At 58.6% G+C, this 26,755-nt stretch carries 22 protein-coding genes; all 22 read left to right on the top strand.

The window, feature by feature from the left end:
• The first annotated feature begins 37 nt into the window (after positions 1 to 37).
• Complete coding sequence (locus VI078_00645; protein ID HEY5997796.1) at positions 38 to 1,060, top strand: glycosyltransferase family A protein; 1,023 nt, start codon at positions 38 to 40, stop codon at positions 1,058 to 1,060.
• Complete coding sequence (xrtW, locus tag VI078_00650) at positions 1,057 to 2,565, top strand: exosortase W (GenBank protein HEY5997797.1); 1,509 nt, start codon at positions 1,057 to 1,059, stop codon at positions 2,563 to 2,565. The genes VI078_00645 and xrtW overlap by 4 nt, the downstream gene beginning before the upstream one ends.
• A 198-nt stretch (positions 2,566 to 2,763) precedes the next feature.
• Positions 2,764 to 3,960: a glycosyltransferase family 4 protein gene (locus VI078_00655; GenBank protein HEY5997798.1), complete on the top strand. Its 1,197-nt coding sequence runs from the start codon at positions 2,764 to 2,766 to the stop codon at positions 3,958 to 3,960.
• Positions 3,961 to 4,212: 252 nt separating this feature from the next.
• Positions 4,213 to 4,725, top strand: a complete 513-nt coding sequence (locus tag VI078_00660) for an acyltransferase (protein ID HEY5997799.1) — start codon at positions 4,213 to 4,215, stop codon at positions 4,723 to 4,725.
• Positions 4,726 to 4,752: 27 nt separating this feature from the next.
• On the top strand, positions 4,753 to 5,868 hold the full coding sequence (locus VI078_00665) for a glycosyltransferase family 4 protein (protein HEY5997800.1): 1,116 nt from the start codon (positions 4,753 to 4,755) through the stop codon (positions 5,866 to 5,868).
• Positions 5,869 to 5,889: 21 nt separating this feature from the next.
• Positions 5,890 to 7,368: a lipopolysaccharide biosynthesis protein gene (locus VI078_00670; GenBank protein HEY5997801.1), complete on the top strand. Its 1,479-nt coding sequence runs from the start codon at positions 5,890 to 5,892 to the stop codon at positions 7,366 to 7,368.
• Between the two features lie 56 nt (positions 7,369 to 7,424).
• Positions 7,425 to 8,531, top strand: a complete 1,107-nt coding sequence (gene opgC, locus VI078_00675; GenBank protein ID HEY5997802.1) for an OpgC domain-containing protein — start codon at positions 7,425 to 7,427, stop codon at positions 8,529 to 8,531.
• Between the two features lie 187 nt (positions 8,532 to 8,718).
• A complete protein-coding gene (locus tag VI078_00680; protein ID HEY5997803.1) occupies positions 8,719 to 9,963 on the top strand; it encodes an O-antigen ligase family protein in 1,245 nt (414 codons plus the stop codon).
• A gap of 123 nt (positions 9,964 to 10,086) precedes the next feature.
• On the top strand, positions 10,087 to 11,178 hold the full coding sequence (locus VI078_00685; GenBank protein ID HEY5997804.1) for an acyltransferase: 1,092 nt from the start codon (positions 10,087 to 10,089) through the stop codon (positions 11,176 to 11,178).
• A gap of 40 nt (positions 11,179 to 11,218) precedes the next feature.
• On the top strand, positions 11,219 to 12,268 hold the full coding sequence (locus VI078_00690) for a glycosyltransferase (protein ID HEY5997805.1): 1,050 nt from the start codon (positions 11,219 to 11,221) through the stop codon (positions 12,266 to 12,268).
• Between the two features lie 8 nt (positions 12,269 to 12,276).
• Positions 12,277 to 13,719, top strand: coding sequence for a hypothetical protein (locus tag VI078_00695; GenBank protein ID HEY5997806.1), 1,443 nt, complete (start codon positions 12,277 to 12,279; stop codon positions 13,717 to 13,719).
• A gap of 239 nt (positions 13,720 to 13,958) precedes the next feature.
• Entirely contained in the window at positions 13,959 to 15,605 is a 1,647-nt protein-coding gene (locus tag VI078_00700) for a hypothetical protein (GenBank protein HEY5997807.1), read from the top strand.
• A gap of 139 nt (positions 15,606 to 15,744) precedes the next feature.
• The gene (locus VI078_00705; GenBank protein HEY5997808.1) at positions 15,745 to 16,413 is read left to right on the top strand and encodes an FkbM family methyltransferase; all 669 of its coding nucleotides are present in this window, start codon (positions 15,745 to 15,747) and stop codon (positions 16,411 to 16,413) included.
• Between the two features lie 92 nt (positions 16,414 to 16,505).
• Entirely contained in the window at positions 16,506 to 17,546 is a 1,041-nt protein-coding gene (locus VI078_00710; protein HEY5997809.1) for an acyltransferase, read from the top strand.
• Between the two features lie 134 nt (positions 17,547 to 17,680).
• Positions 17,681 to 18,757 carry a DegT/DnrJ/EryC1/StrS family aminotransferase gene (locus tag VI078_00715; GenBank protein HEY5997810.1) on the top strand — a complete coding sequence of 359 codons (1,077 nt, stop codon included), beginning with the start codon at positions 17,681 to 17,683 and terminating at the stop codon, positions 18,755 to 18,757.
• Positions 18,748 to 19,896 (top strand): glycosyltransferase family 2 protein, encoded by a 1,149-nt coding sequence (locus VI078_00720; GenBank protein ID HEY5997811.1) that lies wholly within the window; start codon positions 18,748 to 18,750, stop codon positions 19,894 to 19,896. Before VI078_00715 ends, VI078_00720 begins: the two co-directional genes overlap by 10 nt.
• Positions 19,897 to 19,916: 20 nt before the next feature.
• Positions 19,917 to 20,963 (top strand): polysaccharide deacetylase family protein, encoded by a 1,047-nt coding sequence (locus VI078_00725; protein ID HEY5997812.1) that lies wholly within the window; start codon positions 19,917 to 19,919, stop codon positions 20,961 to 20,963.
• 3 nt (positions 20,964 to 20,966) lie between these two features.
• A complete protein-coding gene (locus VI078_00730; protein HEY5997813.1) occupies positions 20,967 to 22,091 on the top strand; it encodes a glycosyltransferase in 1,125 nt (374 codons plus the stop codon).
• A complete protein-coding gene (locus tag VI078_00735; protein ID HEY5997814.1) occupies positions 22,088 to 22,927 on the top strand; it encodes a hypothetical protein in 840 nt (279 codons plus the stop codon). Before VI078_00730 ends, VI078_00735 begins: the two co-directional genes overlap by 4 nt.
• On the top strand, positions 22,924 to 23,814 hold the full coding sequence (locus VI078_00740; protein ID HEY5997815.1) for an alpha/beta hydrolase: 891 nt from the start codon (positions 22,924 to 22,926) through the stop codon (positions 23,812 to 23,814). Before VI078_00735 ends, VI078_00740 begins: the two co-directional genes overlap by 4 nt.
• The gene (locus VI078_00745) at positions 23,789 to 24,736 is read left to right on the top strand and encodes an alpha/beta fold hydrolase (protein HEY5997816.1); all 948 of its coding nucleotides are present in this window, start codon (positions 23,789 to 23,791) and stop codon (positions 24,734 to 24,736) included. Before VI078_00740 ends, VI078_00745 begins: the two co-directional genes overlap by 26 nt.
• A gap of 7 nt (positions 24,737 to 24,743) precedes the next feature.
• Positions 24,744 to 26,755, top strand: a 2,012-nt coding sequence (gene prsK, locus VI078_00750; GenBank protein ID HEY5997817.1) for an XrtA/PEP-CTERM system histidine kinase PrsK, incomplete at its 3' end; no start/stop codon positions are given.

Below are 26,755 nucleotides of genomic sequence, written 5' to 3' on the forward strand. Positions count from 1 at the left end.
ATTCCATGTGCCGAAGGGTATGCGCACGAGGAAGGTCATGACCGGAAGCGGCGTGAGCGTGATCATGCCCACGTTCAACAGGGCGCAGTTCATCCCACGGGCCATCGCATCGTGCCTCGGTCAGCTCGAGGAAGGCGACGAGCTGATCATTGTCGATGATGGGTCCACGGATGAAACGGAGAGAGTGGTTGCGGAGTTCCGGAACCGATGTCGTTACATCAAGAGCGAGAACCGCGGGGCCGGGAGAGCGAGGAACATCGGGCTCGACGCGGCAAGCGGCAGCCTCGTGGGTTTCATTGACTCCGACGACGAGTGGACACCCGGCAAGTTGAAGATTCAACGCGAGTTCATGCGCCGAATGCCAGAGGTTGCGTACTGCTTCAGCGACTTTCGTGTTGTGGAGGAAGCGACGGGGCGCGAGCACGGAGCCGGCGTGGTGGCATGGTCGCTCGACCGCCGGCCTTGGGAGCAGATTCTCGGCGCGGGAAGGCCGGTCTCGTCGGTGATGGACCTCCCGCGGGGGGTGCCCGACTTCAGCTTCCATGTCGGCAGCATGTATCTGAACGAGTTGTCCGCCAACTACATCAACGTAAACACCCTGCTCGTGCGAAGGGGCGCGAGGACCAGGGACGTTCGTTTCGCCGAGGATACGCCGACCTACGAGGACTGGGAGTACTTCGGGGCGCTCTCGGGGCGGGGCGCGGGGGCCTATCTCGACGTCGAGACTGCGTGCCAGCACAATCACGGCGGGCAACGGCTCACCGACGCCCACATCACGGAATGCGCGCGTGCCCGCGTCCGGATCATGCAGAGAGTCTGGGGCAGCGACCGCAGTTTCCTGGCGGACAATGGGCGAATCTACCAGAAGGTCCTGGACGAGCAGAACCTCCTCGCGGCGAAGGGCCTCCTGGCGCGAGGCGAAGTCGCCGCGGCGAAAGCGCACCTTCGCTCGATGGAGCGGCCGCCCGTTGTGTATCGACTGATTTCCCGGTTGCCGGACGCGACGGTGCGTGGGCTGACGCGCACCTACAAGTGCTCCAAGGGGTGGCTGTCCACGTGAGCGACGATCTGCGGCGGGCGAAGGTGGCGGCTCTCGCCGTTGTAGCGGCGTATCTGGCGACCGTTGCACCGGTTCTCGTCGGCCTGGTGCATACGTGGCTGAGCCAGGACGAGTATGCGCACGGTTTCCTGATCCCCTTGATCAGCGGCTACCTCGTCTACTCTCAGCGGGAGCGGCTGCGGTCGATCGGCATCAGGCCAATGCCGGTGGTCGGACTTGCCGCCCTTGTTGTCGGCTGCCTGGTCTTCCTGCTCGGACAACGGGGCGGCATCGTGACGGTGGAGCGCATCTCTGTCATCCTGATGCTCATGGCGTCGATCCTGCTGCTTCTCGGGTATGAGTTCTTCCGCGCGCTTCTTCTGCCGCTTCTGTACCTGTTCTTCATGATCCCGATTCTCGATCTCTCCGCCAATGCGATCCACTGGCCGTTCCAACTGGTCACCGCGACGATCGCCGCAAAGGCTCTCGCATTGTTCGGGGTCCCCGTCTTGCAGTCGCAGCAGTACCTGCACTTGCCAAGCATCACGCTGGAAGTGGCGAATCTCTGCAGCGGCGCTCGGTTCTTCATCTCGATCGTCGCCATCGGCATTCCCCTGGCATACTTCACACAGCGGACCTTCCTGCGCCGGGCGGCCCTTCTGGGGTTTGCGATCTTGATCAGCATCGTCACCAACGGCGTCCGGGTCACCCTGATCGGGGTCTGGGCGTACTACTTCAATACGACCGCCGATATTCACGGGCCGGCCCACGTTCTGCAAGGGCTCTTTGTCTCCGTCGTTGGGTACGTGGTCCTCTTCGCGGTGGCGATTGCGTATTCCGAGAGCCGCCCGCGAGAAGCCGGTTCGGCGAAGGCCGGGTTCAGCGCAAAGCCGACGAACGGCCGCATCAACGAGGTGGTCAGGGCAAGTGCCGCTGCCCTGGTTGCTCTTGGCTTCGTCTTCGTCTACGCCTACGTGGTTCCCCTGCGCGACGTTGCTGAGCCGAATGCCGGCAACCGACTGTCCCCGTCCTTCGGCACCTGGGATATCCGCAGCGCAGAAAGCAGTCAGATGTTGCCGGGGGCCGACCATGAACTAAACGTCACGTATCGCAGCGAAGACGGGAGGAGCGTCGGTGTCTATCGGGGGTATTTCGCCTCCCAGAGGCAGGGGAAGGAATGCATCGAATCCGGGTCCAAGTGGGGCGCGCAGCGCGGCGAACTGTTGCGGCTTCGCCTGCCGGAAGGAGGAACCGCCGAGGTCAATGCGGCAACGTACATCGACGGGTCCCAGGAGTATCTCGCGCTGTACTGGTACGAGCTGGACGGCCGGACATTTGCCCGGAGAGGCGAGGTCAAGCTTCGGACGGCGCTCAACGGGGTGCTGCGCAACAGAAACAACGGCGCGGTCGTGGTCGTCTATCGTCACATCGACAATGCAGGGGAGCGCGCGCCGGCGACTGCGGAGCTCTCCGACTTTGTGAGCCGGTCGGGCCTCCTCCGCGCGCGGGCGGGTGAGACGTCATGATCGTCGAGGCCTTGGCGCGTCACATGGATGCCCGCAAGGAACTCCGCCTTGCCCGCCTAATTGCTCTTGGCCTTAAAGTCCTCACGCACGTCTGTGTCGAAGGCCCTCCTGTGTGTCATCCTGTCGCAGGATGCTTCAATGTTCTGCCAAGTGTGCCCGCGAAAGAGTCGAGATGCATCGTGACGGACGTCTAAGCCGATGAAGAGAATCTTGTATATCGAGGGCAACCGGGACGGGACTGTTGGCGGCTCGTACTACAGTCTCCTCTATCTCATCCAGGGTCTCGATAGATCAAAGTATGAGCCTCACGTGCTCTTCTTCGAGTCGAATCGTTTGATTCCTGAGTTCGCGAAGGTTGCTGTCAGCGTCAGGGTCGAGGACCTACGGGCGTCGAACAGCGATTGCTGCGGCTCGCTTGTCGACGTTTTGAGGTGGCCTTATGAGTTGCTCGTTGACGTGATCGCCCGGCAGCCGCGGATAGGCCGAATCATAAGAGAGGTTCGGCCCGATCTAGTTCACCTCAACAACGGCTACTCCGGCATGCACGATTGGATGCTCGCCTGTCGTCTCAATGGCCTGAGGATCATCGCGCACGACCGCGGGACGAGTTGCCCGTGCAGCCTGCGGACGAGGATGCTTGTGAGGTTGCTGGACGCGGTCATCTGCGTCAGCGAGAGCTTCCGAGACAACGCGGTGCGCCAGGGATTGAGGGTGCCATTCTATCGCGTCTACAATGGACTGGATGTGCATGTGTCGTCGTTAAAGCACGCCGATACCAGTTCCGCAGAGGTGCGGCGGAGCCTCGGTGTCTCTGAAGGACGGGTGGTCCTCGGGATGGTGGGGAACATACTCAGGTGGAAGGGCCAAGCAGTAGTGCTGCGGGCGCTTCGCACCATCGTGAGAAATCATCCTGATGTGGTCTGTGTGTTCGTTGGGGACGTACCGCGGGGCGAAGAGGAATACAAACGCGAACTCGAGGAATATGTTCTAGCCCATGGTCTTCAAGATCACGTTGTCTTTGCCGGCTACAGGAAGGACGTGGCCGATGTCCTCCAGACTGTAAGCGTGTTGGTTCACGCGTCTATCTCGCCAGAGCCTTTTGGGCGCGTGATTCTCGAGGGTATGGCGGCAGGCAAACCTGTTGTCGGGACGGATGCGGGCGGTGCCGCGGAAATCATAGTGAATGGGCAGACGGGTCTATTAGTGCCGATGGACGACGCGCCGGCGCTGGCCGAGGCATTGGACAGCTTGCTGCGCGACCCTGCTAGGGCTATTGAGATGGGGAGAAGGGGCAGGAGGCGAGTGATCGAGGATTTCAGTGCCGCGCGAATGGTCGGGGAAACGGAGCGGGTGTACGACAAGGTGTTTGCGTCCCGGCGCAACGTCCTTCTCTAGCGAAGGACCAGCGTCATGTGTCCGAGTCGGGTACGAGGCGCGAATCGGCGACGCGTACGCATCTGCATGATGAGTCCAATCCCGATGCGCGTCGTTCTTGGGTCGGCGCGTTCTTGGTGTCGACTAAGGGAGCGGCACGGTGTGAAGCGCGCGGGCACGGCGTTAGGAGGCTGGTGAATGTTTAGGCGAATTGCGAGATGCGTTAGGACTTATCGGAAGAGGCGGCATATCGAACTTCTGCAGCGCCGAGGAATGAAGCTGGGCACAAATGTTCAGATTGAAGGCGACTGCTTCTTCGATCCTTCTCACTGCTTTCTCATCGAGATCGAAGATCATTGTGCGTTGGCGCCAAACGTCAAGCTCATAGCGCACGATGGCAGTATGTATCGGTTTCTTGGCGCGACAAGAATTGGACGGATCCGGCTGCGTCGAAATTGTCTAATTGGTGACTCCACGATCATATTGCCCGGCGTGACCATCGGCGAGAATTCTATAGTGGGGTCCGGTTCCGTTGTGGTGAAAGATGTGCCGCCCAATGTAGTGGCAGCGGGAAATCCTGCCAAGGTAATTTGCGGTCTTGAGGAATTCCTCGCCAAGCACCGGCGAAATCTGGAAAGCTCTAGAAGGTTCGGCGAAGAAGAATACGGCATTCGGTTCATTACAGACGAGAAGCGAAACGAGATGCTTAGATATCTGGCGGATAACCCCATCGCCTACATGGAGGGATTCACACCAGACATCTCCATGCTCAACAAGCGGACATGAAGTCCTTTGAGTCTGAGGCAAGGTGACTTGAGTCTTCGCATCATTCAGGTAAGCCACGACCTAAACATAGGGGGTCTGCAACGGGTAGTTGTCAATCTCGCCAAGGCCTTTCGAGAGCGCGGCTGCAACGTGTCAGTGCTTGTCCTACGTGAGCGTGGACCTCTTGCTGAGGAACTGAACCGGAGCGGCGTGGATGTCCTCACGTTGCCTGGGGGCCGTAGGGTCGACTACCTGTCCTTAATGAAGATTTCTCGAATCATCAAGGAACAGAAACCGCACGTCGTACATACGCACAATACACAACCGTTCATAGAGGGAGGCTTAGCGGCCCTGATATGTAGAGTCCCAGTGATAGTTCACACGGACCACGCCCGATGTTATCCGGACAAACGTCGTTACATGCTAATGGAGCGTCTGTTATCAAGACATGTGAACCGAATCGTTGCGGTGTCTGACCACACGAGGGACGATCTCATCCGCTACTGCGGAATATCGGGGAAGAACATTCGAGTTATTCACAATGGCATTGACGGGACATGGAGCAGCGGACCAGTGGGGCGACTACAGAAGCTGAACGAGCTTGGGCTTCGTCCCACGGATGGGCCCCTCATCGGTCTTGGGGTGAGGCTTTGCTCCCAGAAGGGCGTAGGCTACCTGATCAAGGCGATGCAGTTAGTTGTCAAAGAGTTCCCAAAGGCGACACTCCTGATTGCCGGCGATGGGGAACTCCGAAGTCAGTTGGACTGTGAGGCGAAACAATTGGACCTGGATGAGAATGTTCACTTTGTGGGTCCCCGACTGGACATGCCGGAGATTCTGCGAATTCTGGACATCTATGTGCTGCCTTCACTCTGGGAGGGTCTCCCTCTGGTCCTTCTTGAGGCGATGGCGGCAGCGTTGCCGGTCGTTGCCACCGATGTGGGAGGGAATCGTGAGGTGGTTCGCGATGGACGCAACGGTTTCCTTGTCCAGCCCTGTGATTCGCCCGCCCTGGCCAAGGCTCTCCTGAACTTAATAGCGGATGCAGACATGAGGGCATCATTTGGCGAGCAGTCTCGTGAGATCTTTGAATCGGAATTTGCGCTACCACGTATGGTCGAAAATTACGAGAAGCTCTACCTGGAATGCCTCGGGCGTCGCTAGGCAGAAGGTATTCTCGTGTCGATGACTCATCGGGCCTTGAAGGAAGGAGCCTGGTATGGCGGTCTCCGCGTAGTCTCTCAAGCGTGCTCGTGGGCGGTGACGATCGCCATAGCACGTATTCTTCGCCCAACAGACTATGGGCTGGTCGCAATGGCGACCGTCCTTACGGGGTACATCGAAATCTTTAACGAGATGGGACTTGGTGCGGCGATTGTTCAGCGAAAGCAGGTGACTGAGGAGGAACTCTCAAGTGTGTTCTGGTTCACCCTGCTCACCGGGTTCCTTTTCGCCTTGGCGGCGTGGCTTCTCGCCTACCCAACCGCCAAGTTATTCGCCGAGCCAAGGCTGGTTGCAATTACACGAACATGCGCGCTGTTGTTTGTCATAAGTTCGATGACGTCTGTTCCTTATAGCCTTCTTCAACGTGAAGTGCGGTTTCGAGAGATTGGACTAATTGGGTTGATAGCGTCCCTAGTCCAGACCTCGGCGATGCTTGCGATGGCGATCATGGGCTTTGGGGTATGGACGCTCGTCGGCGGTCAGGTCATCCAGCGGACGATGACTTCGGTCCTGAGCTTCTGGAGATCATCCTGGTGGCCTAAGCTTCATTTTCGGCTTATCGAGACGCGACAGATGCTATACTTTGGACTGAATATTGCAGCGTCGCGGTCGGTCTTCTATCTCTTTCAGCGATCAGACCAGTTCATCATAGGTAAAGTCTTCAACGCAATGCTGCTCGGTCTCTATTCACTTGCGTTTCAGTTGGCAAGCATTCCCACGGACAAGGTGGTATCCATCGTGCAGCAAGTGTCCTTTCCGGTATTCTCGAGGATGCAAGGCAATCCGGATGAGTCGAGGCGACTCTACTTGAAGCTGAATTACTACATCGCGCTGGGAGTCACACCCGTCTACGCCGCGGGGCTACTATTTGCGGATCCGCTCATTCCAATCTTGCTGGGCGAGAAGTGGCGGTCCATCATCCCGCTTTTTCGGATGCTGTGCGTTATGAACTTCTTTTTGAATATCAGCGATCTTAACAACACTGTTCATACGGCGCAGGGGAGGCCACGGTGGCGGCTCTACTATATGCTAGTATCGGTAACGGTAATGCCGGCGCTCATCCTGGTGGCGGCACTCTATGGGTTCGAATTTGTAGGGATTCCATGGATCACGGTCTTTCCGTTGATCTGTGTTGGCTGGATACTGATTAGCTTGAGAAAACTGGAGATCAGGTATGGAGAGTATCTGCGAATCTTTGCGGTTCCATCGGGCGCGACGATGGCCATGGCCACAGGCGTCTTTGTTCTTAGGAAGCTGCCGGGATGGCCTGGTTCGCGTCCTTACGGCGGCGCCGCTGTGTTGGCGATTGAGATACTTTTCGCCGGTGCTATCTTTTTGGTTACCGTTGCCGTTACCGATAGGCGGGCATTCGACGGGATGATGGCCCTCGTCCGTCCTAAGCTGGAACGAACGCCACCGGAAGAGGCCGACGCGGGCTAGTGTAGTGTTCCACAACACTGGCAGGAAGCAAGGATATAGGAAGAGCGGAGCGCTTCTTGGCACAGACCGTTCGCGATGACTTGATAGATTTCTTGCGAGGTCTGGCCATCTGTGACATGGTGCTTGTACATTATGCGAGGTATGGCCCACGGTTACTCAACAAGGTGGTTGTCTATCACGATAGCGCTCTGGAAGGTTTTCTCCTTTGCTCGGGGTATAGCGTTGGTGTCTATGTCAGGACGGTCTATCTCAAATCGTCAGGGACCGCAACGAGGACTCTTCTCACGCAGGCTCTACGGCTGGTAAGCGTTCAATACCTTCTTATCGTGACTGCAAGTCTACCCAACTGGCTCGTTCGCGAGTCGTCCACTCAGGGATCCGAGATTGTGCGCTTTCTTGCCCGCTCCGTCCTTTTCCAGAATCAGATCGGGCTCATGCACATACTACCGCTCTTTGTGCCGCTCTTCCTTGCGAGCCCAATTCTGCTGGCGCTCGAAAAGAGATGGCATTTCGGGCCAATTCTCGTAATCTCCGCCCTGCTATTTGTATGGGGTTCTGAACGGCCGATCGTGTACGGCGACCCGGCGATCTTTCCCGTGCTGCTATGGCAAACTTACTTTGTCATCGGCTTCGGCGTTGGTGTTTGGGCCACGAGAGTAGCGAAGACGATACCGTGGAGTTCGCACAAGACGCCGTTCCATGCGTTCGGAGTCCTGATGTTGGCCCTAGCTATAAGGCATCTTCGGGTCGCGCCACACCTCGTTGAATGGAAGTCACTTAGCGCTAGTTTAGGAGAGTTCAGCAGATTTCCGCTGAATGTGACAGGGTTGCTCTATGGATGCGCCGTCTGGTTCTTCGTGGCGGCGATCGCATCCTGGGCATGGAGTGTGATCTCGGAGTATTCAGCTACCAAGGCCGTTGCCCTTGCTGGCAGATATAGTCTTTTGGTGTTCTTTATTCACGTTCTGTTTCTGAAGTACCTGGAATTGTTTCGGTTACGTTTGGACGATGGGAATTCCTACCTTGCCTATTCATGGTTCGCCGCTAATTGTCTGGCGACCTTGCTGCTCCTCTACTGGTATGAGTCGCGGGGGCGGAGCGTCGCGGGAGGGATCTTTGCCTGGCTATTCGGCAAGCCAAAAATGCCAAGAATGGCACCGTGATCCATTGTCATCGGCAGGTTCGTCATATCGCTCACGTGTGCCTGGTGGCGAGGCCGAACCCGAGTCGGCGGAAGCGACTCGCCTCGCGCCAATAGGAGCGATGCCTTGGAGCGACTTGACGACTGCGATAGCCCGACCCCGGTGTGGTCTTGTCGGCCCGTCGCGGGGCCAATCTTGAGATAGATCCATGGAAAAGGCCGTGCTTCTGTTGTGGCTGTTGCACCTATTCGATTTTCAGTGGCTAGTATGCCACTGGATTCCGGGACTTTCCATACTGAAGTCAATCCCTACGATCTTCACCTTTCTGTTGCTAGCTTACATGTTCCTCAGTAGGGGCGTCAGCGTCGGAAGCAAGACCGTCCTCGCTTTCTTGGCTGTCATCTTAATGAGTTCATTCTTTGCGGAGAACACGGGACGTGCACGCGTGCTAATTCGACAGATGGCAGTAGTGTACTCCCTTCTGATACTCGTGCTCACATACATTCAAAGCGAAACGAACATCAGGACATTCTTCCGTATCTATCATGCATACATCGCATATATGGCCTGCTGGGGTCTCTTCGCGGGGGGCAAAGTTCCCTGGCACTACCTGCTCAATGAGGAGGACTCGTTCGGCCCACTGATGTGCATCGGCGCATCCATATGCTTCAGTTCTGCCAGGGCGGCCCGGCCAGGCAATGAAAGAAGATTCCTTCAGTCATCTGCCCTTTTGTCGGTCGCCGGGGTTGTTGCATCGTTTGCCCGCGGGGCTTTTGTGTCGTTGGTACTGACGATGACGCTGTGGGTGCGAGGAGCGAGAAAGAAGTGGGCCGCATTGTCGTCCTTGGCGATCGCGGTCGCGACCATTCTACTTGCGGCAAGGCTCATATTCCCCAACAATGAATACTGGGAGGAGATGAAGACGATCAGTCATGGGACGTCTCAGGGGACTGGCCATGACAGAAAGGTGCTCTGGGGCGTTGCGTGGTTGGAGTTCATCGATCACCCGCTCTTGGGAGTGGGACCCTATAACTTCGGAGTCAGGGCGCCCGAGTACATTGTTCGTCTGGAGGATGCCGGTCATTACACCGATCCGGGTCGCATTTGGGGGCGAGCCTTGCACAATGGATACTTTCAAGTTCTTTCGGAGTTGGGTGTCTTCGGGGTGATCGCATTCTTGGGAATCCTTGTGGACTTCCTTCGATCAAACACTAAAGGGAGGGTTTGTGTCGCAACAACCGCCACGGACGGCGAAGAAGGCCACAGAATCGCCGGCTTCGAGGCGGTGTCGCTGCTTCGCGGCGCGCTTTTCGGCATGATCGCGCTTCTCTTGAACTTAGTCTTCTTTGACATTCTATATTATGGGTGGTTGTTTGACATCTATTTGCTGAACGCCGTGGTCACCAGACATTTGGGTGTTGACTCTTCGGCGGCAGATTCGGTTCCAGGATGAGCCTCGTTCAATCGCCACCACGCATGCCTGACTGGTTCATCGTCCCTCACCGATGGACAAAGTGCTGGACTACGGTGTGCACCGGTTTCTGGGTACATCCGACTATGGCACCGGTGTGTTGATGTGAACGACTCAAACACGGCTTCGCGGCTGCCAGCCTTTCGTGCTAACAGTCTTGATCTATTGCGGTTGCTGGCGGCGGGTCAGGTCGCGTTCATGCACTCCACTGAATTGTTGGATCCACGGTTTGCTGATAGCCACCTGTGTAGACTGGTGAACTTATGGCCTGGCGTACCCGTCTTCTTCTTCATAAGCGGATTGTTAATCAGCAAGTCTTACGAGAGCGCGCAGAATGTTCGCCAATACGCGGTTAACCGTATTCTCAGAATATATCCCGCGCTGTTGATCTGTGTGTTGATCAACCTAGTGATGGTAGGCTTTACAGGGTACTTTTCGCGACAGAGCGTTTCTTGGACTGCGCTGATGGTATTGGCGGCCGCGAAGACAACCGTCGTGCAATTCTACAATCCAGACTATATGCGAGGATTCGGCGACGGAGTACTTAACGGCAGCCTGTGGACGATAACCGTCGAACTGCAGTTCTACGCATTTGTGCCGATCTTCTATGAATGTGTCAAGAGAACGCGACTCCGCTTTGGCATTGCCAGTGCGATTGTGATATCAGCATCAGTGGTGGCGAATATTCTGCTGTATTGGCTGCGCTCGGGCTACTCGGACACCCTTCTATGGAAACTGGCGAGGGTCAGTTGTGCTCCTTGGGTGTACATGTTTGTCGTGGGGATGATGGGACAGAGGTACTTCTCCCGCATCATGCCAGTTCTGATGCGAATAAACATCTGGGCGCTAATCACGACTTACTTTGCTGTGGCATACCTTGCACGCGCTGGCGGTGTGTCCTTGGACAACAGTGTTCCACCATACATGTTCGCAGTGTTGTGTGTGACGGTTCTACGTGCAGCCTATTCCTTTGAAGGATTCACCCGCATGCTCTTGAGGGGGTATGACCTTTCCTACGGACTGTACCTATGGCATATGCCCCTGGTCAACCAGTTCTTGTACCAGCAGGTCTTGGGGGGGGCGTCTGTTATCCTGTCATTATCGATATCGGTTCTGATTGCGATGCTTTCGTGGAGATTGCTCGAGAAGCCCATCCTTGGGCTAAAACGATATTCGATTCGGGCAAGTCATGCGTGATCAGGATGGGGGTGTTTGCCGGACGGCGGGAGACGCTTCGGTGACCTTGGCCAAGACAAGAGCATCTCGGTGGATCTGGATTACCTGGGAAAGGCAGCGCCGGTCGGTTGAGATGGCAAGAGCCTTGGGCTGCAAGTTGTACGTCTTCGACTACAGCGGCAGCTTTCGGTATGTGAGATGCATCTTTTCCACCTTGTTTGCATGCTTGAGGGACAGGCCGAAGATTCTGTTCGTGCAGAATCCGTCGATGGTATTGGCGGTATTTGCCGCATGCATGAGACCGCTGGGCCGATTTGCGCTTGTGGTTGATCGGCACAGTTCCTTCCGGGTCGGCAAGCAATATGTCTGTGCCCGAGATCGAAACAGGGTTCTGCGAAGACTGGTCGAGGCATGCAATTCCTACTCGATCCGAAGGGCTGATATTACGATCGTTACAAATGCATTTCTTGCGGATGTTGTGAAGCGCTATGGTGGAGTTCCTTTCATACTGCCTGACAAATTGCCGGACATAGAGTGTGCGAATCCGTTTCAAGTTGCGGTTAGAGAAGGGGCCAGAGTCCTTCTAGTGTCGTCGTTTGGACGCGATGAACCCGTAGAGGAAGCCGTCGAGGCGATGAGGATGTTGCTGAACGAAGATGTCGTCATGCATGTTTCTGGCAATTGTCGGAAGCTGAGGGATTCGGTGCTGCGCGGAGCTCCTTCGAATGTAGTCTTCACCGGCTTCATGGCAGAGGACGAATATCTCGCGACATTGTGCGCATCTGATGCCGTGATAGCGCTCACTACGTCGGACCACACGATGCTCTGTGGATGCTATGAAGCAGTGGCTGCCGGAAAGCCCCTCATTACGTCCGACAAGAAGGTGCTAGTAGACTATTTTTCAGGCGCGAGATTTGTATCTAATGAGGCGGACTCGATCCGAGAGGCGATCGTCGATGTCTTGTTCTTGAACAGGGAGAAGTATCTGGCGGAAACGAGGAAGATGCAGATAGCCCTCGCGAAGTCGTGGGGGGAACGATTCATAGGGCTGTGTCAAGTGCTGGAAGGATTACGCAGGAGCGACGAAGAGTTAGGGGATTGTGGCAACTGATAGAGGGGGTGGGCGGCCTGCTCTACGAGCTATATTCACGATTTCCTGTCTGCATGCAAAACTTGGCAGTTTCGATGTACGGATATCGGGAATGTGTCGTTCGACATGGGAAATTCTTCGAATCTGCCCGGGGCCAGATCGCCGGCAGGATGTACGTTTCCGGTCGGGCTCTGCAAGAATACCAATCCCAAGCGCTTAGGAACCTTGTGATGAGGTGCAACGAAAAAGTCCCATATTACAGAAAGATCTTTCGGAAGATCGGACTCGAGCCTAGGCAGATTCGTGGCGTCGAGGATCTGCTGAGGCTCCCTATCCTTGAGAAATCTGAATTACGGGACAATCAGAGCACCTTGGTCGCTGATGATATTCGGAAGGCGGACTTAATCGTATTGGGGACGAGCGGAACGACAGGTACGCCGCTGAGGATTTGGTGCAATACGCGAACACGAAGGCTAAACTATGCCTATTATGATAGATTTCTAAGGCAAGCGGGCATAGATTATTCGGCGCCCAGGGCGACCTTTGGAGGAAGGCTGATTGTTCCGAGCGGGCAGCGGAAGCCCCCGTTCTGGCGGTATAGCGTCTTCCAAAAGAACCTTCTCTTTTCTTCATATCACTTGAGCGATGATAATATTGGATATTATATCGACAAACTCATCCGCTATCGGCCAAGCTACATTGATGCTTATCCGTCAAGCTTGCACCAGATTGCCGCATACGCGAGCAGACATGGGCTGGACCTGCGAGGGTGCACGGGAGGCATTACAACTTCCGCGGAGACACTGCTTGACGATCAGCGACGGATGATTGAAGACGTGTTTGGCGTGCAAGTGTATGATCAATACGGATCAGCGGAGATGTGCGCATTTATCGGCCAATGTAGAATGGGGAACTATCACATACATGGAGACTACGGGATAGTAGAGATTTTGCGGTCAGACGGCTCGCCGGCCAAACCTGGCGAGGAAGGCGAACTGGTATGCACCGGACTCATCAACGAAGTAATGCCTCTGCTTCGGTATCGAATTGGAGATATCGGAGTGTTATCGGACAGAACATGCTGCTGCGGCTCTCAGTTTCCGCTCTTGGATAGAATTCTGGGCCGCATGGACGACCTAATCACAACCCCCGAGGGCCATCGGGTCGGGAGGCTGAGCCCAGTCGCAAAGGGTCTCCCGGTGAGGGAAGTCCAGTATGTCCAGAGCAATGTCCATGGCGTAGTCGTGCTCGTGGTCCCAGATGCTGGATATTGCGAGGCTGCGGAGGCTACGCTTGTAGCCGAGCTGCAGAAGAGGTTGGGAAGATCTATGAAGATTGACGTTCAGCAGGTGGATGTTATACCGCGCTCAAAGAGCGGGAAGTTTAGGTCAACCGTTTCATCCGTTTGGAATGCTGGCCCCGAGGAGCGACGAGGTCAGCTCTCCCGACCAGGCGGTCATATCTGCCATTGAGAAGGAGATGGATGAGAAATGAGGATTGGGCCACGTTATGCGATTCAACCAGCCGGTTATTAATCGGAGCCATCCTCCGTTGTCGAGTCTCAAAGGCAGGGCACCGTGTTCATCGATCTTCGTGATGCGCATCACGGTGACTTCGCGACATTGGAGATAATGTCCGGACATGGATTGGCTGCTTTGCCGCGCGCAGAGGACGCGGACGGACGAATGGATCGGGTAAGCGAGGTGGTGGCATGCCGAGATTGACGCTGAGTGCCTTGATGGCTGGCTTGGTGCTTCTGACGGTGAGCCCCGGACTATCCAGAGCTGCAAATATGTACGTTGACCCGACAATCGCTCAGAACATTACCACTGGCACGTATTCTGTCATCAATAGGAATTCGACCGGATCGAACGGGAACGCTTATAGGACGATCAAGGAAGCTATTGCCGCGATGAACGGAGGAGACGACATATATATAAGGGGCGGGACATACAGGGAAGGCTATATTGAAATTCCTACTTCAAAGAACGGCACCGCGGGAGACTGGTCGTCCATTCAGTCATACCCCGGTGAATGGGCCATCCTTGACGGTGAAAGAGCTGCGCAGTATGGAGTCGTACTTGGAAACTACGGATACGGCGATTCGGCGCAACTGAAGTATTGGCGACTAGAAAGGCTGGAGTTGACCGGCGGGGGCACAAGATCTGGGAACGCCACGAGCACCTGTGCGGGGTTCTGGGGTAATGGAGGTCCTTTCCATATTCGGCAGTGCTATATTCACGATAATCTTTCGTACACGTATATCAACAACCCGTCCGGTTTAACAGGCGCCGAATGGAAGGACTCGGTCGTTGAGTATTGTTTCTTTAGGAACAATGGCTCTGATGGGCTACTGTCCGGTAATTGCGCGCATATCGCCATATATAGCGACTATTTGCACGACACGAATGCACAATATGGGTACGATGGCGTAAGAGGGACAAGGAATAACGCATTTCGGTACAACTACTTTGAAGACGGATATGTGGGCATAAAGCACAAGAGCGGGCAACTGCTCAGCGGCAGGAATGCGGGAGCCGGACATGGTTGGAATGATAATTATGTAGGTCAAGGTGACAAGATTCATCACAACATCTTTCGAAATCTAGGCAAGACTGCGATGTACATTTCGCAAGATTTTGCACAGATATATAACAATATAGTTGACACGAGAGGGCTCCCCATCACCGTCCAATATGAACCGAGCCGATATGTGCTCTACAAGGTAGGCACCTATAATAATACGATTCTTAATCCGGCTGGTGCAGCAATCACCCGCTATGGCAAGCAGTACTGGGCATTTGAAGAAGCTCAATACTATGGGTTCGACTTCAACAATTTGATCGTCGGCGGGAATTCTAGCGCACCTTACGGGCAAGAAAGAATCATTAATGTCGTGCCGGATAGCAGTGGCGTGGTGCAATTTGGCTTCTCCAACTATTCCGACAGCCATAACTACTTCTATCGGCCGATTTCGGCATATCTCTTCCGTTACTTTCGGACCGATTTTGATGCCGTCGGTGCTGGGGCGCAGACGCTTACACGTGCGCCGCGAGTAGTCTATACGAACACGGGCGGAGGCGGGCTCAATATTGCATACGAGAACGGATACTTTACCGACGGGGATCATGTATTGGGGACAGGGGTCACACTTAAGACCGGAGGGATTGGGGGCGTGCATCCGTATCTGCCGGATGTCAGGCTGCCCGGCTACGTTGGCGCGATTGATCCATCGGACAGTCGATGGGTGAGACAGGTGCTTGATCTCAGCCAAGTCCAAAACTTGATGAATCCTGGTTACCTAGGAATCGGGGCGCCTTCGAACTTAAGGATTCAAGTCGGGAATCCTATTCCATGATTGGGGTTATCCCTAAGTAGCTTGTCGTTCGAACCTACCTCAAAGTCTGATTTCACGCCTAGGTCAGTTTTCAGCTCATTAGGTGTGAGCTTCCACACCTTCCACGAGCGTTTGCCGACAGTAAAGGAAGGATGGCAAAGTGAGACTGCTGAAGAAAGTTGCATCGTGTCTTCCCCCAGCTTTACAGGCCGAGCTCAAGCGCATTCATTATGGGCGCCAAATCCGCAGGGCGAGCTTTCGCACATCCGAACCCGAATTTGAGATTCTCCCAAGACTTGTGAGGCCGGGAGATTGGGTCATCGATATTGGCGCTAACGTAGGGCACTATACCATGAGATTGTCCGAGTTGGTGGGCAGCCACGGTAGAGTTATTGCTTTGGAGCCGGTGCCGGCAACCTTCGCTCTACTTGCCGCGAACGTCCAACTCTTCCCATTCGCAAATGTTACGCTCATGAACGTTGCCGCATCGAACAGTCTCGGTGTGATTGGGATGAGCATTCCACGCCACTCGAGCGGATTGACGAACTACTACCAAGCGTACCTGTCATCCGAGGGGAAGACCGCTGTTTCTGTGCTCATGATGCCGCTTGATTCCCTTCGTATTGCGAAGCGGGTCGGGCTTGTCAAGATTGACGCCGAAGGTCATGAGCTGTTCGTCCTCCGAGGGATGGATGATCTGCTGCGTGAGCATCACCCTACACTCATAGTCGAGACCGATTCCCGGGAGGTGGTCGACACTCTGGTGTCACTTGGCTATCGAGCGGAGAGGCTCGCGGATTCGCCTAATCTTCTATTTGTGGCCAACTGACGCCGCCTGGCGCTCGACTGTGTCTGAATGGCGGGAGTGCCCCGCTGTCCGAAGAGTTGGTCTTGATTTCGTTGACAACCAGTAGGACCTTCATGGGGGGGACGAATTCCAGGCTGCGCTCTGGCGTCTCAGATTCAGCCAACCTAGACATCTTGCGAAGCTTTGCGGTGATGTCGGTGCTCTCGGATCACGTCTTGGAAGCAGCGGGCATAAAGACAGGCATGTGTTTCCATCCGCTCGACTGGTACCTGGGTCGCATGGGCGTCCTTATGTTCTTCGTACATACCAGCCTGGTTCTCATGCATTCACTCGAGCGCCTTTCGGTAAGCAAACGGCGACTACTCGCGAGATTCTACGTAAGGAGAGTATTCCGGATCTATCCCCTCAGTATGGTGACCGTCCTTGGGGTTGTCGCGTTATCCCTGCCGCCGATGCCATGGGCCACGTTCCAGTGGCATGGATATGGCAATCTTGCATCGAATCTCATGCTAACTATGAACTTCACTCGAAGCACCCCGGTGCTCAATCCCCTTTGGAGCCTTCCGCTTGAGGTGCAGATGTACGTGGTTCTGCCTCTTGTGTTTCTCTGTCTTCGTGGCACTCGACCCGTACTCGCCGCATGTACTCTGTGGCTACTCGCCGTTGGTGTCGCAACGGTTCAGAGCGGGATCAGCGATCGCCTGAGCGTTGCGCAATTTGCCCCTTGCTTCATGGCTGGCGTAATTGCGTATACCGTGGGGCGAACGAATAATCTTCGACTAGTTGGCAGGCTTTGGCCTCTTGCCATCGTTGCACTGATCGGATTCTATCTGTTCTTCGAGGAGGTGGACTCCCAGATACATTCTCCGATGCTGGGATGGTTCTTCTGCTTGGCGCTCGGAAGTGCCATCCCTTTCTTCAAGGATCTACCTGGCGGACTCTTCGCTAAGGTTGGGCGCATCGTCGCAAGATATTCATATGGTATCTACCTTCTTCATATAGTCGCTTTGTGGGGGGGGCTGTTCGCCCTTCAGCATTCACCGTTGCTGCTCCAGGTTATCGTGAGTACTGTCCTGCTCGTAGCGTTGCCGGTGGCTAGCTATCATCTCGTGGAAGCGCCTCTCATTCGAGTTGGACGGAAGCTTTCGGATTGACGGCATGAAGCAGTCACTTGGGTAGACGCCGTGGGATGACGGGACGACATTTGTCCCCAACGGCACCTCCACTCGGGATGGCGGATCTCTGGGGCGGGGTCTGCGGCCTGCTCAGGGGAAAAGAGACGGCACGTGTGGTCGAGGCGGAATTTGGGGCGGCTCTAGATTCGACGCACGCGTTCTTGACTTCGTCGGGCAAGGCGGCCCTGATCACTGCCCTGCGAGCGCTGTCACGAATCGCGCCGGAACGCCGCCAGGTCGTCGTCCCCGCCTACACATGTTTCTCCCTCCCCGCGGCAGTCGCCAGAGCGGGGATGATCGCCGTGCCGGTCGACGTCGATCCCTCAACGCTGGACCTGGACCAAGAGGCTCTCAGGCGCGCAGTCAGCCCTGCGACGCTCTGCGTCATCCAAGTCCATCTCTTCGGGAGACCGGCGGACACTGCGGCGATAGGGGAGGTGTGCAGGGAACAGGAAGTCTTCCACATCGAGGACGCTGCGCAGGCGCTCGGCACTACGCATGATGGGAAGATGCTCGGGACGAGGGGCGACATCGGGATCTTCAGTTTCGGGCGAGGGAAGACGGTCACGTGCGGTGCCGGGGGGGCGGTGGTTACGCAGTCGGGGCGCGTCGGCGCGCTCCTTCGCGACGAGGTTGTACATCTCAGAGCCCCGGCATGGCACCACGAGACCGCAGCGCTTGTCTCCGTCGGCCTGATGGCGCTCTTCATCCGGCCGGCGCTCTACTGGTTTCCAGCAAGCCTGCCGTTCCTCGGGCTGGGTGAGACGGTATACGACACCGAGTTTCCAATCGCCAGGCTCTCGGGAATGCGTGCCGGTCTTCTGGGGCGCTGGCGGCGGAACCTCGAGCGGGGGAACGCTGCGCGGCAGGAGAACGTGGCGTGGTACTCCCAGCGGGTTCGCTGCGCCGTAGCCAGCGGCGACGACGCACCGCTGCTGCGATTTCCCGTGCTCCTCGCGACCGCGGGGCAGAAGGATCGTGCCCTGGATGCGTCTCGGAGGATGGGGCTGGGAATCAGCGGGATGTACCCCGCGGCGATTGACGAATTGTCGCAGGTGCGGGCCGCGCTGGGCCGGCGTGTCGAATGCGCGCAGGCGCGGGATATTGCACGTCGACTCGTGACGCTGCCGACGCATCAGCATGTCCGGCCGAAGGACCGCGAGCGCATCGTGGGGGCGCTGTGCTCCTGACGATCGCGTTCTGGTCTGCTGCAGCCTTTGTCCTGTACGCCTACGCGGGGTATCCGTTGGCGTTGTGGCTCATCGGGTTGTGCCGGACGCGGTCCGAGCGGCGAGAGTTCCAGTCCGAGGCGTTCTGCCCGACGGTGACGTTCGTCATCGCGGCACACAACGAGGAGCGGCGTCTCCCGGAGAAGCTGCAAAACACGCTGACTTTGGAGTACCCGCGCTCACGCTTGCAGGTGATCGTGGCCTCGGACTGCTCCACGGACGCCACCGACGAGATCGCGAGATCCTACTCCTCGGACGGCGTCACGCTTGTCCGGGCGACAGAGCGCAAGGGGAAGGAAAATGCGCAACGGCTGGCGGTCGAGGCGGCAACAGGTGAGGTGATCGTGTTCTCCGATGTGGCTACGATACTGCAGCCGGACGGTGTCCAGCGGATTGTTCGGGGGTTCGCTGACCCAACGGTCGGCTGTGTCAGCAGCGTGGACCGGTTCATCGAGGCCGACGGCAAAGTCAGCGGCGAGGGTGCCTATGTGCGGTACGAGATGCTCCTGCGCCGGCTCGAAACCCGCGCCAATACCCTTGTCGGCCTGAGCGGATCGTTCTTTGCGGCTCGGCGGGCTGTTTGCACGCCGTGGGCCACGGACCTGCCGAGTGACTTCAATACGGTGCTCAATTCCGTTCGCCATGGTCTGAGAGGAATTTCCGACCCGGAGAGCGTGGGGTACTACCGAAACATCGCGGATGAGAAGAAGGAGTACAGTCGAAAGGTGAGGACCGTTCTGAGGGGCATCTCGACGCTCATGAGAAGCCTCTCTCTCCTCAACCCGTGGACGTATGGGCTTTTCTCGTGGCAGCTCTTCAGCCACAAGCTGTGCCGATGGCTGGTGCCGTTCGCGTTGCTGCTGGCACTCGTGTCAAACTCAGTTCTCGCGGCAAAGAATCCTCTGTATCTTGCGACATTGAGCGTTCAGGCGGTGTTCTACGCGGCGGGAGTGGTCGGAATTGCCGCGCCAATGGTGGCACGCGCAGCCCTCGTCAAGATTCCGGCCTTCTTTCTCATCGTCAACATGTCGATCGTGTCCGCCTGGTGGCGATACGCGAAAGGCGAACGTCGTACTCTCTGGACTCCGTCCCAGCGTTGAGATCGGCGCAAGGTAGGCGTGTGAAGCTGCTTCTGCGTAGAGGAGTGGCGGGGCTTCTCCACGCGTCCGGGGCGCCGCTCAAGAGACTGCGCGGGAAGGTGTGCATTCTGGCCTACCATCGTGTGCTGAAGGACGGCCAGCTTCGGCCGCGTGCACTGCAGCCGGGCATGTACGTTCTGGAGGAAAGCTTTGACCGGCAGATGCGGTTCCTCTCCAAACACTGTGACGTGATCTCGTTTCCAGACCTGCTTGGACTCTGGGGGGAGCGCAGGTGGGATGGCAATGGACGGTACTGCGTGATCACGTTCGACGACGGTTGGGTCGACAACTATCTCAACGCCTTGCCGATACTTGCAGACCATCGGTTGCCGGCAACCGTCTTCCTGACCACCTCGCTGATCGGCACCAACCGCTGGTTCTGGCCGCAAAGACTCGGGCGGCTGCGCGAGCATTGTCTGGCCCAGGGTGTGAAGACTCAGTCGGGCGGTGGCCGAGAATCGATCGAGGACAGGGTCCTGTCGGAGATGAGCATCCTGCTCAACTACCAAGGCGCCGGCGACGCGGAGATGCTGGATCGTGCAGTGGAGAGCCTGAAGGATTGTCCCGAGCGCGTAATCGAGCAGGTACTCGGAGAGCTTGAGGAAAGAGCCGGAATGGCGGGAACTGACGAAAGGGCACTGCTGAATTGGGATGAAGTCCGCGAAATGTCCGAGAAGGGAATGAGCTTCGGCTCCCACGGCAGTTCGCACCGAATATTCACGCGACTCACCGTGCAGGAGATGGAGAATGAACTGGTCGAGTCATGGGAAAGCCTCCAGAGCCCTGGAGTCGCAGCGGTGCCCGTCCTCGCGTATCCCAATGGCGACTGGAATCAGAAAGTTGAGGACATGGCAGCCGAAGCCGGATATCGGGCGGCCGTCACTACGAGATTCGGACTTGAAGGATCAGCACCGAAGGACCTCTTCGCCCTGCGAAGGGTGTGTATTCACGACGACATAACTTCCACCGTCCCGACGTTCGCGATGCGGATCTCCGGTTTGCTCTGCAAGCAGACCGCCGAGCCATAGACAGTGCCGCTCTCGGTCCTTCAAGTATTTTCTGGTGATCTATGGGCCGGCGCCGAGGTGATGGTGTTCCACCTCATCGACCGCCTGGCGGCAGACCCCAATGCGCGCGTCACGGCCCTCGCCCAAAACGAAGGCGTTCTCGCGGCGAAGCTCAGAGAACGTGGCATTCAGGTGGTCGTTGTTCCGGAAGCCTCCACGTCTTTCGTGGGGGCTGTGCGGAAGGCCTTTTCGGCAATCCGTTCCCAACATTTCGATGTGGTGCACACGCATCGCTACAAAGAGAACCTCCTGGGCTTCTGTCTGAGCAAGTTGCTTCACGTCAAAGTCCTCGTCGCCACCATGCACGGGATGCCCGAGTCCCCGATTGCGCAGCGCGGACGCCCCCGGGGTCTCGGGGTGACCGCGAAAGGAAACCATCTGCTCCTGCGCCATGCCTTCAGCAAGGTCGTCGTGGTCTCCGACGATATGCGCAAGGTTCTTGTCGATCGCCACGGTTTCGCCTCGACGGATCTCGAGGTGATCCACAATGGCATCACCGTTCCCGCTGCAGTCGAGTCGGCTGAGAAGCGCGAGGCCGGACCGCTCCGGATCGGTACTGTCGGACGGTTTGTCCCGGTCAAGGACTACGCGCTGTTTCTCGAAGTTGCGGCGGCGATCGCGCGCGAGGCGCCCGATGTCCGCTTTTCGCTGCTCGGCGATGGACCGCTCAAGGAGGATCTGCGGCGCAAAGCCGAGAATCTCGGCATCGGCGAACTCGTCGAGTTCCGGGAGCCGGTCCCTGATCCAATGTCGTATTACGGATCGCTGGACCTCTATCTGAGCACGTCGGTTCACGAGGGCATACCGCTCAGCATCCTGGAGGCGATGGCGTGCGGAAGGCCCGTGGTGGCGCCGAGAGTCGGCGGTATCCCCGAAATTGTATCGAGCGATGCGGAGGGCTGCCTCGTGGACTCGCGGCGACCGGAAGACTTCGCCCGCGTGTGTCTGCAGCTCCTGGGCGACCGGCGACGAAGTATCGCAATGGGCCGCGCGGCGCGCGAGCGCGTACAATCTGCGTTCAGCGACAGGGCGATGGCCGATGCGTATCGGGATCTGTATCGCGGTCTGTTGACGGGGGAGGTGCGATGAAGCGGCTCGGAGCGCTGGCAGCGGTCGCCGTGATCGCCGCCTGCGGTGTACAAGGGGCCAGGGAGGTCAAGAGCGTGGCGTTGCCCTCGATGAAGGACGTATCTCCTGCGGCATGGGAGCGGCTGGCCGAGAGCAGGATCTACTTCGGGCATCAGTCCGTCGGTGACAATATCTTGAAGGGTGTCGCCGCCATCCTGCAGGGCGAGTCGGGCATCCGGCTTGCCGTGGTCAAGGGTGACACGGCGGCGGCGCTTGACCGGCCCGCACTCGTCCAATCAGCCATCGGCGTGAATGGCGAGCCCGACTCAAAGACGAAAGCATTTGACTCGATCGTGCGGTCCGGCGTAGGTGGCCGGGCCGACATCGCCTTCTTCAAGTTCTGCTTCTGGGATATCCGGGCTTCAACCGATGTCGCCGCCGTCTTCCGGCTCTACAAGCAAGTGCACGAGGCTCTTCGCAGGGACTATCCGGCGACCACGTTCGTTCACGTGACGGTGCCTCTGAGTGTGCACCGCGACGGGATTCGTCAACGGCTGAAGGCGCTGCTCGGCGAGGTGGATGCCTGGGACCTGGACAATGCAAAGCGGTCCGAGTTGAACGACCTCATCGTTCGTGAGTATGAGGGCAAGGAACCGGTCTTCGATGTGGCGCTTGCGGAGTCGACCCTCCCCGGAGGGGTACGGAGCACCTTTGCGATGGGGGGCAAGGCGGTGCCGTGCCTCGCCGCCGAGTACAGCCGCGACGGCGCGCATCTCAACGACCGGGGTGCCAGGTGGGTTGCAGAGCAGTTCCTGATCACGCTGGCACGGGTCGCCGAGGGGCGTGGAGGTCGGTGACGACAACGAAAGCGACTGAGGAGCCCGTCTTCATCCCCCACAAGGGCACGCAGCTCTTCGCGGTGCTCCACGCGCCGGAGCCGGCGAAGCGGCGGGACGTCGGCATCGTCTTCTGCGATCCGTTTGCCGAGGAGAAACTGTGGGCGCAGCGGCTGCTCGTCAACTTCGCGCGGACGCTTGCCCGGGAAGGTTTCTGGGTCCTGCGGTTCGACTGTCGCGGGCACGGCGACAGCGGCGGGGAGTTCGAGGAATCCACCGTCGGGACCAGGCTGTCTGACATCGCCAGAGCGACGGCATTCCTGAAGGAGCGCATGGGCCGTGGCGCGGTCGGCGTGTTCGGGCTGCGCTTCGGCGGCACGCTGGCTGCCCTCGCGGCCGGCGCGGGGCGCGGCATCGCGTTCGCGGTGCTCTGGCAGCCGGTCATGAGGGGCGAGGCGTACTTCCAGGAGTGCCTGAGATCCAATCTCGCGACGCAGATGGCGATCTACAAGAAGATCGTCCGGACCCGGGAAGACCTGGTCCGGCGACTCGGCGAAGGCAAGCCGGTCAACGTCGATGGATACCTCGTGTCGCCGGACTTCCATCGCGAGGCGTCCGCAATCGATCTGCAGCAGGAAGCGGCGAAGCTCAGGATTCCGTTGCTCCTCGTGCAGGTGTCCAAGGCGGAGGGCGCCAATCCCGAGAAGGGATACGCGGACTTCATCAACACGCTGCACGGCAACGGCGTTCCGGCGGCGTGTGTCGTCGTCCGCGGCGAACCGTTCTGGAAGGAAACGCGCTGGTACATCCAGGCCGTGGAGCCGCTGTTTGCGGAAACGTTGCGCTGGGTGAAGACGGCGGCGCAAGAAGGGGAGGGTCGCGGTGGAGCGCCCGATATCCTTCCTTAACAGGGACGGCCAGAGGCTGTTCGGGATCCTGCATGCCCCGGACGCGCCTTTGGCGCACGCCAAGGTGGCGGTGAACCTGCTCAATGCCGGCCTCAAGGGGAGGGTTGCGCCCAACCGGATCAGTGTCAGGATCGCCCGGGCACTCTGTGCACGGGGCTTTCCGGTCCTGCGGTTCGACGCCCACGGCGTCGGGGACAGCGAGGGAGAGCTGACCGGCGTGAACGAGCTGAACATGGACGTCTGGGGGATGATCCAGCGGGGCGCCCTCGTCGCCGACACGCTCGCTGCAAACGACGTGCTTGCGAGAGAGACGGGGAAAGACCGGATTGTCGTCTTCGGGCAGTGCGGCGGAGCCGTCACGGCCGCCCTGGCGGCGGCGGCCGACGGGCGAGTCCGCGCCGCCGTGCTCGTGGACCTTCCCGTCCGTCTCGTGTCGTCGAGCATCGACATGACCGATCTCTGGATGGACATCCATCCGCCGGGAGAGATGGTGAAGGAGTACCTCCGGAAGGCGGCGGACCCGCGCGCGTGGATGAAGTTGCTGCGGCTGCAGTCGAACTTCACCGGACTGCGGAAGGTGGTCTTCCGCGGTTTGGGTGCCGGGAGAAGAAAGGGCCTTCGGGGGGGTGCCGCGGGCCACCCGGTTTCCGACCGGTTCCTGTGGTCGCTGAAGGACGCCTGCGATTCCTTTCTCGCCCGCAAGGGGCTTCTCTCGTTCGTCTTTGCCGAGAACGACTTCTCGGTCAAGGAGTTCAGACAGGATCTCCTGCCGTTCCTGGACGGCGGGGGCAGGGGGCTGCCTCGCGGCGTGAGCCTGCACGTGATCAAGGACGCGAACCACATCTACACCGAAGAGGCCTGGCAGGCCGAGCTGTTCGGCCGGATCAACGCCTTCTTCGACGCGCCGGGAATCGGACAGTGAGGGGTCGATGACCGAGACCGTACTGCCGCGCCTGGCGGCCCTGCTGCTGCTGGCCCTCTGCGGTACGGTGCTGCTCAAGGAATCCCGGCTCGGCCGTGTGGCGCTCGCCAGCGGCCTGTTGCTGCTCGCGCTCGTTGAACTCTTCGACAGCCAGGCGCTCCGGGACGCGGAGCATCTGCTCGACTACAAGCGGTTCGTCCTCGTCTGCAAGTCGCTGATACCCATCGCCTTCCTGCTGTACGGCATGTCGTTCACGAAGCGGGCGGGCGGTTCGCGGGCCGCCGCCGCCGCGCCGCTGCTCGTCATCGCCGCGATCATGTGTGGCGGGGCGCTTCTCCTGCCGATCGAACAGTTCTACGCCGGCTACGACTTCTCGCACGGCAGGCTCCTGGTTCTCGGGAGCATCGGCTACTGGTTCTACCTGGGGCTCATGATCTTCTGCATTGCCGCGCTGGTGAACGTGGAACTGGTCTTCGGGGGCGTCAGGGGCGCGGACCGGGGGCGCCTGAGGTACGAGTTTCTCGGCGTCGGGGCGATCCTGGCGGTGATGATCTTCTACTTCAGCCAGGGGTTGCTGTATCGAGCCGTGAACATGGACCTCCTCCCCGCGCGGTCGGTGGTGCTGGCGGTCGCGGCGCTGCTGATCGGGTACTCCCGCCTCTACCAGGGGAGGACGGCGAGCTTGGCGGTGTCGCGCCAGGCCCTCTACCGGTCCGTCACGCTCGTCGCGGTCGGCCTGTACCTGCTTGCGCTCGGCGTGTTCGGCGTCGGGATGAAGCGGCTGGACCTGTCGGTAACGCCCGACGTCTCGGTCCTGGTCGCCGTGCTCAGCGGGCTCTTGTTCCTGGCGCTGCTGCTGTCGGAGGAGATCCGCCGGCGCGCCAAGCTGCTGCTGGCCAGGCATTTCTATGCGCAGAAGCACGACTATCGCGAGGAGTGGCTCGGCTTTTCGAACGCCCTCGCCGGCTGCCGCAGCCTCGGCGATGTCCGGACCGCGATCGTCGACCGGTATCGGCAGACCTTCGGCCTGCGCTTTGCGGCACTGTACGAGCGAACAGGGGGGAGCGATTCGTTTGCGCTCGCGGAAGCACAAGGGAGGACGGATCTTCCCGCGCGCGCCACGTTCAGCGACGGCTTGCTCGGCTATTTCTCCGAGACCGCGCGCGTGATGAACCCGGCAGACGGCGAGTACACGCCGACGGCGGCTGAGACGGTGTTCATGGAGGGCGCAGAGGCGTGGTTGCTCGTCCCGCTCATGTCGGAAGAACGGCTGGAGGCGTTCGTCGTCTTCGGAGCGCAGGTCGTGCCCGAGACCCTGACCTACGAGGACTTCGACCTGATGAAGATCATGGGCAGGCAGGCCGTGCTCTCCCTGAAGAACTTCCAGCTCGCGGAGGAACTGACGGAGGCGCGCGAGATGGCCGCCGTCGCCAAGGTGTCCTCGTTCGTGATCCACGACCTGAAGAATCTCGCCTACACGTTCTCGCTGATGATGGAGAACGCGGACGAGCACATCCGGGAACCCGAGTTCCAGGACGACCTCGTGACGTCAATCCACGGCACGGTGGCGAAGATGAACGCGCTGATCGCCAAGCTCAAGGCCTTTCCCGAGAAGCGGGAACTCGCCGTCGAGGCCGCCGATCTGGCGCAGATCGGCCGGGACAGCCTGGCCGAGGTCAGCAGCCTGAAGCGCGGCATCGCGTTTGAATCTTATTGTGCCGCTGCGGCGTCGCGCATGGACGTGCCGGAGATCAGGAAGGTGGCCCTGAATCTCCTGCTCAACGCCTGCGATGCGGTTGGGGGGTCGGGAACGATCAAGATGAGCACCGGTCGCCGCGGGGCGGAGGCATTTCTCCGCGTGGAAGACAACGGCTGCGGCATGTCCCCGGCCTTCATCCAGGGGCACCTGTTCAAGCCGTTCCGGACGACCAAGGAGAAGGGCCTCGGGATCGGGCTCTACCAGTGCCGGCAGATCGTCGAGGCGCACGAAGGGCGGATCGAGGTCGACAGCCGCGAGGG

Source organism: bacterium (assembly GCA_036524115.1).
In the GTDB taxonomy this organism is placed as follows: Bacteria; JAUVQV01; JAUVQV01; order JAUVQV01; family DATDCY01; genus DATDCY01.

What these genes read in the sequence shown, in the direction of transcription:
- VI078_00645 (HEY5997796.1), top strand. Translation starts at nt 38, where the DNA reads ATGACCGGAAGCGGCGTGAGCGTGATCATGCCCACGTTCAACAGGGCG.
- VI078_00655 (HEY5997798.1), top strand. Translation starts at nt 2,764, where the DNA reads ATGAAGAGAATCTTGTATATCGAGGGCAACCGGGACGGGACTGTTGGC.
- VI078_00660 (HEY5997799.1), top strand. Translation starts at nt 4,213, where the DNA reads ATGAAGCTGGGCACAAATGTTCAGATTGAAGGCGACTGCTTCTTCGAT.
- VI078_00670 (HEY5997801.1), top strand. Translation starts at nt 5,890, where the DNA reads ATGACTCATCGGGCCTTGAAGGAAGGAGCCTGGTATGGCGGTCTCCGC.
- VI078_00680 (HEY5997803.1), top strand. Translation starts at nt 8,719, where the DNA reads ATGGAAAAGGCCGTGCTTCTGTTGTGGCTGTTGCACCTATTCGATTTT.
- VI078_00700 (HEY5997807.1), top strand. Translation starts at nt 13,959, where the DNA reads ATGCCGAGATTGACGCTGAGTGCCTTGATGGCTGGCTTGGTGCTTCTG.
- VI078_00710 (HEY5997809.1), top strand. Translation starts at nt 16,506, where the DNA reads ATGGGGGGGACGAATTCCAGGCTGCGCTCTGGCGTCTCAGATTCAGCC.
- VI078_00735 (HEY5997814.1), top strand. Translation starts at nt 22,088, where the DNA reads ATGAAGCGGCTCGGAGCGCTGGCAGCGGTCGCCGTGATCGCCGCCTGC.